The 14,116-nt window shown below is 33.3% G+C and carries 14 protein-coding genes; all 14 read left to right on the plus strand.

Going from position 1 to position 14,116, the window contains the following annotated elements; genetic code table 11:
* Nucleotides 1–239 precede the first annotated feature (239 nt).
* The 14 genes from sucC (at nucleotide 240) to fliF (ending at nucleotide 14,108) form a co-directional block, all read left to right on the plus strand.
* Nucleotides 240–1,400 carry an ADP-forming succinate--CoA ligase subunit beta gene (sucC, locus tag ABID96_RS07120; protein WP_087998558.1) on the plus strand — a complete coding sequence of 387 codons (1,161 nt, stop codon included), beginning with the start codon at nucleotides 240–242 and terminating at the stop codon, nucleotides 1,398–1,400.
* A gap of 28 nt (nucleotides 1,401–1,428) precedes the next feature.
* Nucleotides 1,429–2,343, plus strand: coding sequence for a succinate--CoA ligase subunit alpha (gene sucD / locus ABID96_RS07125; RefSeq protein WP_192601414.1), 915 nt, complete (start codon nucleotides 1,429–1,431; stop codon nucleotides 2,341–2,343).
* 59 nt (nucleotides 2,344–2,402) lie between these two features.
* Nucleotides 2,403–3,056 carry a DNA-processing protein DprA gene (locus ABID96_RS07130; RefSeq protein WP_377896783.1) on the plus strand — a complete coding sequence of 218 codons (654 nt, stop codon included), beginning with the start codon at nucleotides 2,403–2,405 and terminating at the stop codon, nucleotides 3,054–3,056.
* Between the two features lie 4 nt (nucleotides 3,057–3,060).
* Complete coding sequence (locus ABID96_RS07135) at nucleotides 3,061–3,288, plus strand: DNA-processing protein DprA (protein WP_377897039.1); 228 nt, start codon at nucleotides 3,061–3,063, stop codon at nucleotides 3,286–3,288.
* Between the two features lie 240 nt (nucleotides 3,289–3,528).
* Entirely contained in the window at nucleotides 3,529–5,604 is a 2,076-nt protein-coding gene (gene topA / locus ABID96_RS07140; RefSeq protein WP_192601416.1) for a type I DNA topoisomerase, read from the plus strand.
* Nucleotides 5,605–5,716: 112 nt separating this feature from the next.
* The gene (trmFO, locus tag ABID96_RS07145; protein WP_087998554.1) at nucleotides 5,717–7,018 is read left to right on the plus strand and encodes an FADH(2)-oxidizing methylenetetrahydrofolate--tRNA-(uracil(54)-C(5))-methyltransferase TrmFO; all 1,302 of its coding nucleotides are present in this window, start codon (nucleotides 5,717–5,719) and stop codon (nucleotides 7,016–7,018) included.
* Nucleotides 7,019–7,082: 64 nt separating this feature from the next.
* Nucleotides 7,083–7,982, plus strand: a complete 900-nt coding sequence (gene xerC, locus ABID96_RS07150) for a tyrosine recombinase XerC (protein WP_087998553.1) — start codon at nucleotides 7,083–7,085, stop codon at nucleotides 7,980–7,982.
* A gap of 44 nt (nucleotides 7,983–8,026) precedes the next feature.
* Nucleotides 8,027–8,572 carry an ATP-dependent protease subunit HslV gene (gene hslV / locus ABID96_RS07155; RefSeq protein ID WP_087998552.1) on the plus strand — a complete coding sequence of 182 codons (546 nt, stop codon included), beginning with the start codon at nucleotides 8,027–8,029 and terminating at the stop codon, nucleotides 8,570–8,572.
* Nucleotides 8,573–8,583: 11 nt separating this feature from the next.
* The gene (gene hslU, locus ABID96_RS07160; protein WP_192601417.1) at nucleotides 8,584–9,978 is read left to right on the plus strand and encodes an ATP-dependent protease ATPase subunit HslU; all 1,395 of its coding nucleotides are present in this window, start codon (nucleotides 8,584–8,586) and stop codon (nucleotides 9,976–9,978) included.
* A gap of 34 nt (nucleotides 9,979–10,012) precedes the next feature.
* On the plus strand, nucleotides 10,013–10,792 hold the full coding sequence (gene codY, locus ABID96_RS07165) for a GTP-sensing pleiotropic transcriptional regulator CodY (protein ID WP_087998550.1): 780 nt from the start codon (nucleotides 10,013–10,015) through the stop codon (nucleotides 10,790–10,792).
* A 469-nt stretch (nucleotides 10,793–11,261) separates the two neighbouring features.
* Nucleotides 11,262–11,657, plus strand: a complete 396-nt coding sequence (flgB, locus tag ABID96_RS07170) for a flagellar basal body rod protein FlgB (protein ID WP_192601418.1) — start codon at nucleotides 11,262–11,264, stop codon at nucleotides 11,655–11,657.
* Between the two features lie 3 nt (nucleotides 11,658–11,660).
* Entirely contained in the window at nucleotides 11,661–12,119 is a 459-nt protein-coding gene (gene flgC / locus ABID96_RS07175; RefSeq protein WP_192601419.1) for a flagellar basal body rod protein FlgC, read from the plus strand.
* Nucleotides 12,120–12,134: 15 nt separating this feature from the next.
* A complete protein-coding gene (gene fliE / locus ABID96_RS07180) occupies nucleotides 12,135–12,437 on the plus strand; it encodes a flagellar hook-basal body complex protein FliE (protein WP_192601420.1) in 303 nt (100 codons plus the stop codon).
* A gap of 78 nt (nucleotides 12,438–12,515) precedes the next feature.
* Complete coding sequence (gene fliF, locus ABID96_RS07185) at nucleotides 12,516–14,108, plus strand: flagellar basal-body MS-ring/collar protein FliF (protein WP_192601421.1); 1,593 nt, start codon at nucleotides 12,516–12,518, stop codon at nucleotides 14,106–14,108.
* Nucleotides 14,109–14,116: the final 8 nt, after the last annotated feature.

Genomic DNA, 14,116 nt, shown 5'->3' on the forward strand with positions numbered 1-14,116 from the left:
TACAGCTATCAGTCGAATCAACTTTATCTTTATTGAACAAATAGCTTTTGAAAAAGAACCATATAATAATAATATTGTAATATGATAAAACTCTTTCATGAAATCTTGATGAAAGGGTTTTCTTTATAAAAATGCATAATATTATTTTGTTTTCTACTAAAGTATTTACAGTATATTCTGTAAGAGATACAATAGGAATGTGTTTTAATTTGTCTTGTTCTAAAAGGGGAGGATGGATCATGAATATCCATGAGTATCAAGGGAAAGAAATCCTACGAAGCTATGGCGTAAAAGTACCAAATGGTAAAGTTGCTTTCACAGTTGAAGAAGCAGTAGAAGCAGCAAAAGAATTAGGTACAGCTGTATGTGTTGTTAAAGCTCAAATTCACGCTGGTGGCCGCGGTAAAGCGGGTGGCGTAAAAGTAGCAAAAAATTTAGATGAAGTAAATACATATGCTAGTGAGATCCTAGGCAAAGTATTAGTTACTCATCAAACAGGACCAGAAGGTAAGGAAGTAAAGCGCTTACTTATCGAAGAAGGCTGCGATATTAAAAAAGAATATTATGTTGGTTTAGTTTTAGACCGCGCTACTTCACAAGTTGTATTAATGGCTTCTGAAGAAGGTGGAACTGAAATTGAAGAAGTAGCTGAAAAAACACCTGAAAAAATCTTTAAAGAGTATATTGATCCTGCAGTAGGTCTACAAGGCTTCCAAGCACGTCGTATTGCGTTCAATATCAATATCCCAAGTAATCTTGTAAACAAAGCTGTTAAGTTCATGATGGGCTTATATAAAGCGTTTGTTGAAAAAGATTGCTCTATCGCTGAAATTAATCCATTAGTAGTTACTGGTGATGGAGAAGTAATGGCATTAGATGCAAAGTTAAACTTTGATTCAAATGCTTTATATCGTCATGCAGATATCTTAGCTTATCGCGACCTTGAAGAAGAAGATCCAAAAGAGATCGAAGCTTCTAAATTCGATTTAAACTATATTTCTTTATATGGAAATATCGGATGTATGGTAAATGGTGCTGGACTTGCTATGGCAACGATGGATATCATTAAACATTACGGTGGAGATCCGGCAAACTTCCTTGATGTGGGGGGCGGTGCAACTGCTGAGAAAGTAACTGAAGCATTTAAAATCATCCTTTCTGATCAAAATGTTAAAGGTATTTTCGTTAACATTTTCGGTGGCATCATGAAGTGTGACGTTATTGCAGAAGGTGTTGTAGAAGCTACTAAACAAGTTGGCCTTCACTTACCACTAGTTGTTCGTTTAGAAGGAACAAATGTTGAATTAGGTAAGAAGATTCTTAATGAGTCTGGCTTAAACATTGTTGCAGCTGATTCAATGGCTGACGGCGCTGAAAAAATCGTTGCACTTGTAGGTTAAGCTAAAGGGTAAGAAAGGGAGGATAAAAATGAGCGTATTTATTAATAAAGATACTAAAGTCATTGTACAAGGTATTACTGGTTCACAAGGCTTATTCCATACAACTCAAATGTTAGAGTATGGTACTAAAATTGTTGGCGGTGTAACTCCTGGTAAAGGTGGAACTGATATCGCAGGCGTACCTGTATTTAATACAGTTAAAGATGCAGTAGATGCAACTGGTGCAACAGCATCAGTAATCTACGTACCACCAGCATTCGCAGCTGACGCAATTATGGAAGCTGTTGATGCAGAATTAGATATCGCTATTTGTATTACTGAAGGTATTCCAGTACTTGATATGGTAAATGTTAAAAAGTACATGGAAGGCAAAAAGACTAGATTAGTTGGACCAAACTGCCCAGGTGTTATTACGCCTGATGAGTGTAAAATTGGTATCATGCCAGGTTATATTCATAAAAAAGGTCATGTTGGAATCGTATCGCGTTCTGGTACGTTAACATATGAAGCTGTTCATCAATTAACTCAAGCTGGTATTGGTCAATCTACAGCTGTAGGTATTGGTGGAGACCCAGTAAATGGCACAAACTTCATCGATGTTTTAAAAGCATTTAATGAAGATCCAGAAACATACGCTGTTATTATGATTGGTGAAATCGGTGGAACGGCTGAAGAAGAGGCTGCTGAGTGGGTTCAAGCTAACATGACAAAACCAGTAGTTGGATTCATCGGTGGTCAAACTGCACCAGAAGGTAAACGTATGGGCCATGCTGGAGCAATTATTGCAGGTGGTAAAGGTACTGCGAAAGAAAAAATGGCTACAATGGAAAGTTGTGGTATTAAAGTAGCAGTTACACCAGCTGTAATGGGTGAAACATTAATCGGTGTATTAAAAGAGCGTGGCTTATATGAACAATGTAAGACACATGAAGCTTTAGTATAAGATGTAACATGAAGTAGCCTCCATATGGGGGCTACTTTCATATCAAGAAAGGAGAAAGAATGAGTAAAGAACAAAGATTAATTCACTTACATACTTTTTTATATGATGATTATCATGCAATGAAAAGAATTCTCCAATTTGATCCACAATTAAAAAACCTCTATCAATATACCCCATCGTATTTGAGTATTACTTTTCGAATGTCCAAAAGAGCTTCCGAAAGACTTTATCAACAACTTCATTCTACTTCTATTTATGACATTTTAGAGAATCATTCTAAAAAAAATATTAAAATAATTACAATAAATAGTGATTTATATCCTATTTACTTAAAGGAAATACACGACCCTCCATTTGTTCTATATTGTATTGGGAATCATAATCTATTAAAAACAAAAAAACTTGTTAGTATAATTGGCTCAAGAAAGCCTTCCAACTTGGCAAAAATCAATTGCGATTCAATTATAAATGAACTGATTAGTGATCAATGGGTTATTGTAAGTGGTTTAGCTCTTGGCTGTGATGCAATTGCCCATCGTTCTACAATTCATCATGATGGAAAGACTATTGGTGTTATTGGAAGTGGGCTGGATTTTACATATCCAAAGGAAAATCTGGATTTATATCAAGAAATTATGAAAAACCATTTACTGATTAGCGAGTACCCTCATTATATAAAAACCCGAAAAACGGTATTTCCCAAGAAGAAATAGGATCATTGCAGGACTTTCAAAAGGGTTAATCATATTAGAAGCAAATGAAAGAAGTGGTACTATGATCACAGCAAATTTTGCATTAGAAAATGGAAGAGAGGTATTTGCAATACCAGGTCCGATTATAATGGAAGAATATAAAGGTAACCATCGTTTAATACAAGAAGGAGCGAAGTTAATTACTTCATCAAAAGATATATTAGAAGAATTTATAGAATTTACGAAAAAATAAAATAATAAGTTTAGATTACAAAAAATTGACAATACTATTGCGACTTATGTTATTTTATAACTAAAATTAATTTGACTAATGTATAGATAAAACTATACAATTTGAAATTGTATGAAGGAAAATCAAAAAACAAATTGAACTCTTCTTATAATGAAAGTCTTTAAATACTTCTTAAAGATAAAAGATAGAAACAGGAATACAGAGAGTTTTGAAAACCGTAACTCTCAGGAGGCTTAAAAAATGGCAGAAAACTTAGTTATAGTGGAGTCCCCTTCAAAGGCTAAAACCATTGAAAAATATTTAGGTAAGAAATTTAAAGTAATCGCATCAATGGGACATGTTCGAGACTTACCAAAAAGTCAAATGGGGATTGAAATAGAAAACGATTACAACCCAAAGTATATTACAATACGTGGTAAAGGACCTGTATTAAAAGATTTAAGATCAGCAGCTAAAAAAGCTAAAAAAATCTATCTTGCAGCCGATCCAGACCGCGAAGGAGAAGCAATTGCTTGGCATATTGCGAATACATTAAACATTGATATAACTTCAGATTGTAGAGTTGTTTTTAATGAGATTACAAAAGAAGCAATTAAAGAATCTTTTAAAAAACCAAGACCAATCAATATGAATTTAGTAGATGCTCAGCAAGCAAGACGAGTTCTTGATCGCTTAGTAGGATACAATATTAGTCCTTTATTATGGAAAAAAGTAAAAAAAGGATTAAGTGCTGGTCGTGTTCAATCAGTTGCATTAAGACTAATCATAGAGCGCGAAAAGGAAATCACTGTTTTCCAACCAGAAGAATATTGGTCGATTAAAAGTAAAGCAATTTCAAAGAAAAATACATTTGATACATTTTTCTATGGAATCAATGGAAAGAAACTTGAGTTAAGCTCTGAAAATGATGTAAATAACGTATTATCACAAATAGATGGAAATTATTTTACAGTTCAAAGTGTGACAAGAAAAGAACGTAAAAGAAATCCAGCAACTGCTTTTACGACATCATTACTTCAACAAGAGGCTGCTCGAAAATTAAATATGCGAGCAAAAAAGACGATGATGATTGCCCAACAATTATATGAAGGTATTTCATTAGGTAGTGGCGGGCAAGTCGGTTTAATTACATATATGAGAACAGATTCTACTAGAATCTCAGATGTAGCTGCTGAGGAAGCAAAGTCATATATTAAAGATACTTATGGTGCAGACTACATAGCAACTAATAAAAAAAGTGAAAAAAAATCTGATAAAGTTCAAGATGCTCACGAAGCAATTCGTCCAACTTCTACTTTACGTACACCAGATACGATTAAAGCACACGTAAGTCGTGATCAATATCGACTTTATAAATTAATATGGGAACGATTTATTGCAAGTCAAATGGCATCTGCTATATTAGATACTGTTAAAGTGGACTTAATTAATAATGATGTTCAATTTAGAGCAAACGGTTCAGTAGTAAAGTTTCCTGGATTTATGAAGGTGTATATTGAAAGTAATGATGATGGTACAGAGGAAAAGGATCGTATTTTACCTCCTTTAAAGGAAGGTGAAACAGTTAAACTTGAAGAGATCCTACCTGAGCAGCACTTTACACAACCACCACCAAGATACACAGAGGCTAGATTAGTTAAAACTTTAGAAGAGCTAGGTATTGGGAGACCATCAACTTATGTACCTACACTAGAAACAATTCAGAAGCGTGGTTATGTTTCTTTAGACAATAAACGATTTGTACCGACTGAGCTTGGACAAATAGTGTTTGATCTAGTATTGGAATTTTTCCCAGAAGTGATTAATATCGAGTTTACAGTGCAAATGGAAGGCGACCTAGATAAAATTGAAGACGGTAATATAAATTGGATTCAAATTATCGATAATTTTTATCAAGGATTCGAAAAGCATTTAGTGATTGCTGAAAAAGAAATGCAAAAGGTCGAAATTAAAGATGAGCCGGCTGGAGAAGATTGTGAATTGTGTGGAAGCCCAATGGTATTTAAAATGGGACGATATGGAAAATTCATGGCTTGTTCAAACTTCCCAGATTGTCGAAACACAAAAGCAATCGTGAAGGAAATAGATGTAAACTGTCCTAATTGTAAAGATGGTAGAATCATTGAACGAAAATCAAAGAAAAATCGTATTTTCTATGGATGTAACAATTATCCTGAATGTGATTTCTTATCGTGGGATAAACCGATTGCAAGACCTTGTCCAAAATGTGAAAACTTATTAGTAGAAAAGAAAATGAAAAAAGGTATCCAAGTTCAATGTGTTTCATGCGACTACAAAGAGGATCAACAAGTGTGAGCAATTATTTTGCTCACTTTTCCTTTTCATTTCACTTTTTTAAAAGCTAAAATTAAGAAACTAACAATAAAATAAATACGTATAGAAGGATACAACGTAGAAGGAGTTATCAATGGAACAATTTATTAACGTAATAGGTGCAGGTTTAGCAGGAAGTGAAGCTGCATATCAAATTGCAAAAAGAGGAATCAAAGTTCATTTATATGAAATGAGACCGGTACGACAAACACCTGCCCATCATACAGATAAGTTTGCTGAGTTAGTTTGTAGTAACTCCCTTAGAGCAAATACATTAACGAATGCTGTAGGTGTCTTAAAAGAAGAAATGAGAAGACTAGATTCAGTCATTATTCGTTCTGCTGATGAATGTGCTGTACCTGCTGGAGGCGCACTTGCGGTTGATCGTCATGAATTTGCTAGTAAGGTAACTGAATATGTGAAAAATCACCCAAATGTAGTAGTACATAATGAAGAGATGACAGAAATTCCAGAAGGACCAACAATCATTGCGACAGGCCCATTAACTTCACCTGAGCTTTCTCAAAAGCTAAAAGATTTAACTGGTGAAGATTATTTTTACTTTTATGATGCTGCAGCACCTATTATTGAAAAAGAAAGTATAGATTTAAATAAGGTTTATTTAAAATCTAGATATGATAAAGGTGAGGCTGCATACTTAAATTGTCCAATGACAGAAGAAGAATTTGATCGTTTTTACGAAGCTTTAACGACTGCTGAAACAGTTCCATTAAAAGAATTTGAAAAAGAGATTTTCTTTGAAGGATGTATGCCGGTAGAAGTAATGGCAAATAGAGGGAAACAAACATTATTATTTGGTCCAATGAAGCCAGTAGGTTTAGAAGATCCAAAGACAGGTAAAATACCTTATGCTGTTGTTCAATTACGTCAAGACGACAGTGCAGGAACTTTATATAATATAGTAGGTTTCCAAACACATTTAAAATGGGGACCACAAAAAGAAGTTATTCAATTGATCCCAGGATTGGAAAACGCTGAGATTGTTCGTTACGGCGTAATGCATCGTAATACATTTATCAATTCTCCAAAGCTACTTGAAGCTACTTATCGATTCAAAGGTAGAGACGATTTGTTCTTTGCAGGCCAAATGACTGGGGTAGAAGGATATGTTGAATCTGCTGCATCAGGTTTAGTTGCTGGAATAAATGCTGCTAGATTAGTTTTAGGCAAGGAATTAGTACAGTTCCCAGCGGAAACAGCTATTGGAAGTATGGCAAATTATATTACGACAACTAGCGCAAAACACTTCCAACCAATGAATGCTAATTTTGGACTTTTCCCTAGATTAGAAGAAAAAATTAAGAGAAAACAAGAACGTTATGAAGCATATGCAAATAGAGCATTAGAATCAATTATGAATTTTGTAGAATGTTGAGAAAATAAATTGCAAATAGCTACTATCTATGTTAGTATGTAGTGGCTTGTGAGGAGAAATTACCTTGAATATTAAAATATTGTGTCAATTATTCATTCAGTATTTACAATTAGAGAAAAACTCTTCACAATACACATTAAATAGTTATCAAAAAATTATTGAACAATTTCTAGTTTTTATGGAGCAACAATCCATTTCTTCATTTTCTTCAGTTACATATTTTGATGTTCGTCTTTATCTAACGACTTTACATGATAAACAGTTATCAAGACGTACAGTTTCTAAGCATATTTCTTGTTTAAGAAGTTTCTATCGTTTTCTAATGCGTGAAAACGAAGCGAAAGAAAACCCATTTATTTTAGCATCGCTTCCTAAAAAAGAAACTATGATCCCTAGATTTTTATATAAAGAAGAACTTGAAAAACTATTTACGATTAGCAATCTAGAACATGAGCTTGGTCAACGTAATCAAGCTCTATTAGAATTGCTATATGCTACTGGAATCCGAGTAAGCGAATGCTGTAGTTTGAAATTAAAAGACATTGATTTTCATATTGGGACAATTTTAGTTACTGGCAAAGGAAATAAACAACGATATGTTCCATTTGGTAGTTTTGCAGAAAAAGCTCTTCATACATATATAGAAGATGGCAGAAATAAACTGATAGTAGCTAATCAGCAAAATAATGATGATCTTTTTTTGAATCATCGTGGAAAGAATCTTACGCCAAGAGGAGTAAGAGTCATTTTAGAAAAGATGATCAAAGAAACTTCGTTAACAAACAAGATTCATCCACATATGTTAAGACATACATTTGCAACACATATGTTAGATAGTGGAGCAGACATTCGTAGTGTTCAAGAGCTGTTAGGACATGAGAACTTATCTTCAACACAAATCTATACACATGTTACGAAGGAAAGATTGCAAAAAGTATACAATCTACATCATCCTAGAGCTTAAAACATGCTCAATTTTAGAAATCGGTATTTCTAAGGAGGATTCAAATGTCCAATTTTCACGCTACAACGATATTCGCAATACAACACAATGGTAAAAGTGCAATGGCAGGTGACGGTCAAGTTACATTTGGAAATGCAGTCGTAATGAAGCACACTGCTAGGAAGGTTAGGAAACTTTTTAATGGAAAGGTTCTGGCTGGATTTGCAGGGTCTGTTGCCGATGCGTTTACACTTTTTGAGTTATTTGAAGGCAAACTTGTCGAATATAATGGAAATATTCAACGAGCAGCAGTTGAATTAGCTAAAAAATGGCGTACAGATCGAGTACTACATAAACTAGAAGCATTGCTGATCGTAATGGACCATAACTCATTATTATTAATTTCAGGAACTGGAGAAGTAATTGAGCCTGATGATGGTATTCTTGCGATTGGCTCTGGAGGCAACTATGCATTAGCTGCTGGTAGAGCATTAAAAGAAAACGCCGGAGATAATCTTACAGCTAAACAAATAGCTTATGCAAGTTTAAAAACTGCAAGTGATATTTGTGTTTATACAAACGGAAATATAATTTTAGAAGAATTAGAATAGGAGAGTGTTTAATGAGTACTTCTTTCACGCCGCGTCAAATTGTTGAAAAACTTGATCAATACATTGTTGGCCAACATCAAGCGAAAAAGGCAGTAGCAATTGCACTCAGAAATCGTTATCGTAGAAGTCTACTAGAAGATTCTTTCCGTGAAGAAATTTCACCTAAAAATATTTTAATGATTGGACCAACAGGAGTAGGTAAAACCGAAATTGCTAGAAGGATGGCAAAACTTGTTGGTGCCCCTTTTATTAAAGTAGAAGCGACGAAGTTTACAGAAGTTGGTTATGTTGGAAGAGATGTCGAATCTATGGTTCGAGATTTAGTGCAAACTGCCATTCGTATTGTAAAAGAAGATCGAATGAATAAGGTGAAAGAACAAGCTGAAAAAAACGCAAATCAAAGGTTAGTTAAAATTCTTGTCCCAAGTATAAAAAAACAATCATCGTTTAAAAATCCACTTGAGATGCTTTTTAATCAGGATTCGCAAAACTCAGATTCAGAGCAAGATGAGAATGATACGGAAATAACATCAAAGAGAAGAAATATAGAATTTCAACTATTATCTGGAAAACTAGAAGATGAGCTTGTATCCATTGAAGTAGAACAACAACAAGCACCAATGTTAGATTTTATGCAAGGAACCGGAATGGAACAAATGGGAATGAACTTTCAAGAGTCATTAGGTGGTTTATTTCCAAAGAAAACGAAAAAGAGAAAGCTTCCCGTAAAAGAGGCTCGTAAAATTCTTACGAATGAGGAAGCTCAGAAACTAATAGATATGGATGAAGTTACACAAGAAGCGGTTTTTAAAGCGGAGCAATTAGGTATTATTTTTATAGATGAAATTGATAAAATTGCAAGTAAACAAAATAGTAGTACGCAAGATGTATCAAGAGAAGGCGTTCAAAGAGACATATTACCAATTGTAGAAGGAAGCACTGTCGTTACAAAATATGGCCCAGTCAAAACAGACCATATCTTATTTATTGCAGCTGGTGCTTTCCATATTTCAAAGCCTTCAGATTTAATACCAGAATTACAAGGACGATTTCCAATTCGAGTTGAACTAGGAAAACTATCAGTTGAAGACTTTGTACGTATATTGGTTGAGCCAGATTTTTCAATTATTAAACAATATAAAGCTTTATTGTCTACAGAAGGTATACAAATCGAATTTTCTGACGATGCTATACGTAGAATCGCAGAAATAGCGTTTGAAGTAAATCAATCAACTGATAATATAGGTGCTAGAAGACTTCATACAATTATGGAAAAGCTTCTGGAAGACTTATCATTTGAGGCGTCAGAAATCCAAATGGGTACTATTCTTATTACTCCGCAATATGTAAATGAAAAACTCGCAAATATAGCAAAAGATAAAGATATTAGTCAATTTATCTTATAGGAAACGTACAATTAAATAGGAGGCATTTAGAAAGATGCAATTATTAGACAAAACGAGAAAAATAAATAAGTTATTACAACAATCAGCAGGTAAGCCAGTTAACTTTAAAGAAATGGCTGATACTTTAGAAGAAGTAATTGAATCAAATGTATTTGTATTAAGCCGTAAAGGGAAGTTATTAGGATACGGTCTACACCAAAAGATTGAAAATGAGCGTATGCAAAAAATGTTCAGTGATCGTCAATTCCCTGAAGAATACACTCAAAGTCTTTTTAATATTAACGAAACATCTTCAAACCTTGATATTGACAGTGAATACACTGCTTTCCCAGTTGAAAATAAAGAATTATTTGCTGGTGGATTAACAACAATCGTTCCTATTATCGGTGGTGGTGAGCGTTTAGGTACTCTAGTACTAGCACGTATTAACCATGAATTTGAAAATGATGATTTAATTCTAGCAGAATATGGTGCTACAGTAGTTGGTATGGAGATTCTTCGTGAAAAAGCTGAAGAAATCGAAGAAGAAGCAAGAAGTAAAGCAGTTGTTCAAATGGCAATTTCATCACTATCTTACAGTGAGTTAGAAGCTATTGAACATATTTTCGAAGAGTTAAACGGTTATGAAGGCCTATTAGTAGCAAGTAAAATTGCTGACCGTGTAGGTATTACTAGATCGGTGATCGTTAATGCTTTACGTAAATTAGAAAGTGCTGGTGTAATTGAATCACGTTCACTTGGTATGAAAGGTACTTATATTAAAGTACTTAATGATAAATTCTTAGTAGAATTAGAAAAGTTAAAATCTAACTAATATATGAAGAAAAAAACCTTATCCTTATGGATAAGGTTTTTTTTTGTAAACTTTTTGTCAAATTTATAAAGTTATGTTTAATTTATCCATAAATTTGTATAAAATTGAAGATTTTCCAGTGATATTTTTAGACAAAATATTTAAATTATTGCGAAACGTATACCAAATTCGGTCGTTTCTTGGTAATATATAGTATGATTATTAAAAGAATGTTTCAAATATGAAATAATTTGTCATATTTTATAGAAAATATTTCATACGAATTAACAATATGACTTCAAATCACTTAATATTTTAGTCCAATATACCTATTTGTAATATGTGAAAATATACAGTTTCAATGCAAGTCTTACATAGTTATAATTTATTACGTAGTAGATTGGAACATATTGTCGAAATATTAATATATTAGATACAAAATGTTGATTTTTGTAAGAATAAGACGTTTTTGATAGACAGAGGAGGACATATGAAATTATTTTCTAGTACAATCACTGCATTAGAAAAAGGACTTGATTATTCAGTACAAAAGCAAAAGGCGATTTCTCAAAATATAGCTAATGCAGATACGCCAAACTACAAAGCAAAAGATGTTACTTTTAAGTCCTTTTTTGAAAATGAAATGAATGCGAACTTTATGGCAAATAAAACGAATAGTAAACACTTTGATTTCAAATATGGACAAACATCATCTAATTCAATCATTGAAAAAAGTGATACTTCTTATTCACATAATGGAAATAATGTAGATTTAGATACTGAAATGGCTCAGTTAGCCGAAAATCAGATTTATAACCAAGCTTTAGTTGATCGAATTAACGGACAGTTCAATACATTGAAGAGTGTCATTAGAGGAGGGAAATAGGTTTTGAGTATTTTTAATAGTATTAATATTTCAGCTTCTGCACTTACAATGCAAAGACTACGTATGGATGTAGTGTCATCCAATATGGCGAATTCAGAAACTACTAGATCAAAAATGGTAGATGGAGTATGGCAACCATACAGAAGAAAAATGGTTGAAATCTCTTCTAGTAACGGAAGTGGTAGTTTTGCAAGTATTTTTAATGACACAGTACAATCAAACACTAGTGCTGGGAGCGGTGTTAAAGTGACTAAAATATCAGAGGATCAGTCCCCTTTTAAATTAGTATATAACCCTGAGCACCCAGATGCTGATGAGAATGGATATGTACAAATGCCAAATGTAGATCCTTTAAAGGAAATGGTAGATTTAATGAGTGCTACAAGATCATATGAAGCGAATGTTACGGTTTTAAATGCATCAAAAGGGCTTTTAACTAAAGCTTTAGAAATTGGAAAATAAAGGTAGGGACATTAGATGACACAAATCAATCAAATTCAATCGTTTAATATACAGCCTCTAAAACCAACAAATGCTGTTAGTACATCAGGTGAAATACAATCTAAATTTGCAGGTTTTTTAAAAGATTCTATTAATGAAGTAAACGAGGCAGGCCTTGCTTCAAGTGATTTAACAAATAAATTAGTAAGAGGCGAAAACGTTGATTTACATAATGTCATGATCGCATCTGAAAAATCTAGTATTATGTTACAAACTACGATGGAAATTCGAAATAAAGTTATTGATGCATATCAAGAAATGATGAGAATGCAAATGTAATGAGAAAACCAATTTAAGTTAGCTAAAAAATATATATATAATGTTTTTCATATTTTGAATAACATCTGGGGGATTGTAATGAACGAAAAGATGAAAGGATGGATCGCTCGAATAAAGAATTTTTGGACGAATCGAACGTTAAAACAAAAATCATTCTTAATTGGGCTCCCAGTCCTATTGGTAGTTATATTAGCAGTAAGTACTTATTTTTTTACAAAAGAAAATTTAGTTCCTTTATATAGTAATCTTTCCCCTTCTGAAACAGGGCAAATAAAAGAGACGCTAGATTCAAAAGGTATCACTTCTGAAATTAAGGATAACGGTCAAACAATTTTTGTGCCAGATACAGTAGTTGATGAGTTGAAAGTAGACCTTGCATCAAAAGGTATTCCAGATTCAGGTACAATCGATTATGAGTTTTTTGGAAGTAATTCAAATTTTAGTATGACTGATAGTGAGTTTAATGTAGTTAAGCTAGAAGCTATGCAAAATGAACTTGCTAATTTAATGAAAGAAATAGATGGGATTAATAATGCGAAAGTAATGATTACCCTTCCAGAAAAGAGTTTGTGGATCACAGATGAGGCTGGAGAGGCGTCCGCGTCAATCGTATTAGAAACGGAACCTGGTTATAAGTTTAATCAAGAACAAAAAACTGCACTTTATCATTTAGTTTCAAAAAGTGTTCCTAACTTACCTATTTCTAATATCGTCATTACTAACCAATTTTTTGATAGCTTTGACATAAAAAAAGAAGCTGAAAATTCAGAACTTGGTACAGATATTGCTTCTCAAGAAACTATTAAAAATAATGTTGAAAAAGATATTCAACTTCAAGTTCAACAATTGCTTGGTAAAATGATGGGTCCTGATAAAGTTGCTGTTAGTGTAATTGCTGATATCGATTTTAGCCAAAAGAAAAGTAACCAAGACTTAGTAGAACCTGTTGATAAGGAAAATATCCAAGGAATTGCCGTTAGCTCAGAAAAAATAAAAGAAGCTTATGCAGGTTCGAAGCCAACTGATGGTGGAGTAGCCGGAACTGGTGATGAAGATATTGCTAACTATCAATCTTCTGAAACTTCAAGTAATGGAGATTATACAAAAGAAGAAGAAAGAATTAATTATGATGTAAACCGAATTAAAAATGAAATCGTTGATGCACCATATCGAATTAGAGATTTAAGTATTCAACTAGCTGTTGAACCACCTAATCCAAAAGATGTGAACTCACTACCACAGCAAACAATTGATGAAATCAAACAAATGCTTGGAACAATTGTAAAAACATCAATCGATAAAGGATACAACAAAGATGGAGTTGAGTTAACTCAAGAACAAGTAGCAGAAAAAGTTGCAGTCTCAGTTTCACAATTTAAAGGAAATAATGCGGCCTTAACTACTACGAATACAACAATTCCATTATGGATGTATATCGCAGGTGGCGCATTATTGTTGGTTATTATCATTCTAGTATTCTTATTACTTCGTAAGCGACGTCAAGAAGAAATTACTGTAGAGGATTTAGCATCTCCAATTATTGATGTACCAGACATAAATGAAGAAACTGAAACAGATGGAACTGTAAGAAGAAAGCAATTAGAAAAGATGGCGAAAGAAAAGCCAGAAGAGTTTGCAAAATTATTAAGAAGCTGGATTTCAGAGGACTAGGAGGAGAA

Source organism: Gottfriedia sp. OAE603, assembly GCF_040543965.1.
Lineage (GTDB): Bacteria > Bacillota > Bacilli > Bacillales > Bacillaceae_G > Gottfriedia > Gottfriedia solisilvae.

Bases quoted from the DNA above. Each gene is read 5' to 3' on its own strand.
- sucC (WP_087998558.1), top strand. From the start codon at position 240: ATGAATATCCATGAGTATCAAGGGAAAGAAATCCTACGAAGCTATGGC.
- sucD (WP_192601414.1), top strand. From the start codon at position 1,429: ATGAGCGTATTTATTAATAAAGATACTAAAGTCATTGTACAAGGTATT.
- ABID96_RS07130 (WP_377896783.1), top strand. From the start codon at position 2,403: ATGAGTAAAGAACAAAGATTAATTCACTTACATACTTTTTTATATGAT.
- topA (WP_192601416.1), top strand. From the start codon at position 3,529: ATGGCAGAAAACTTAGTTATAGTGGAGTCCCCTTCAAAGGCTAAAACC.
- trmFO (WP_087998554.1), top strand. From the start codon at position 5,717: ATGGAACAATTTATTAACGTAATAGGTGCAGGTTTAGCAGGAAGTGAA.
- hslV (WP_087998552.1), top strand. From the start codon at position 8,027: ATGTCCAATTTTCACGCTACAACGATATTCGCAATACAACACAATGGT.
- hslU (WP_192601417.1), top strand. From the start codon at position 8,584: ATGAGTACTTCTTTCACGCCGCGTCAAATTGTTGAAAAACTTGATCAA.
- codY (WP_087998550.1), top strand. From the start codon at position 10,013: ATGCAATTATTAGACAAAACGAGAAAAATAAATAAGTTATTACAACAA.
- flgB (WP_192601418.1), top strand. From the start codon at position 11,262: ATGAAATTATTTTCTAGTACAATCACTGCATTAGAAAAAGGACTTGAT.
- fliE (WP_192601420.1), top strand. From the start codon at position 12,135: ATGACACAAATCAATCAAATTCAATCGTTTAATATACAGCCTCTAAAA.
- fliF (WP_192601421.1), top strand. From the start codon at position 12,516: ATGAACGAAAAGATGAAAGGATGGATCGCTCGAATAAAGAATTTTTGG.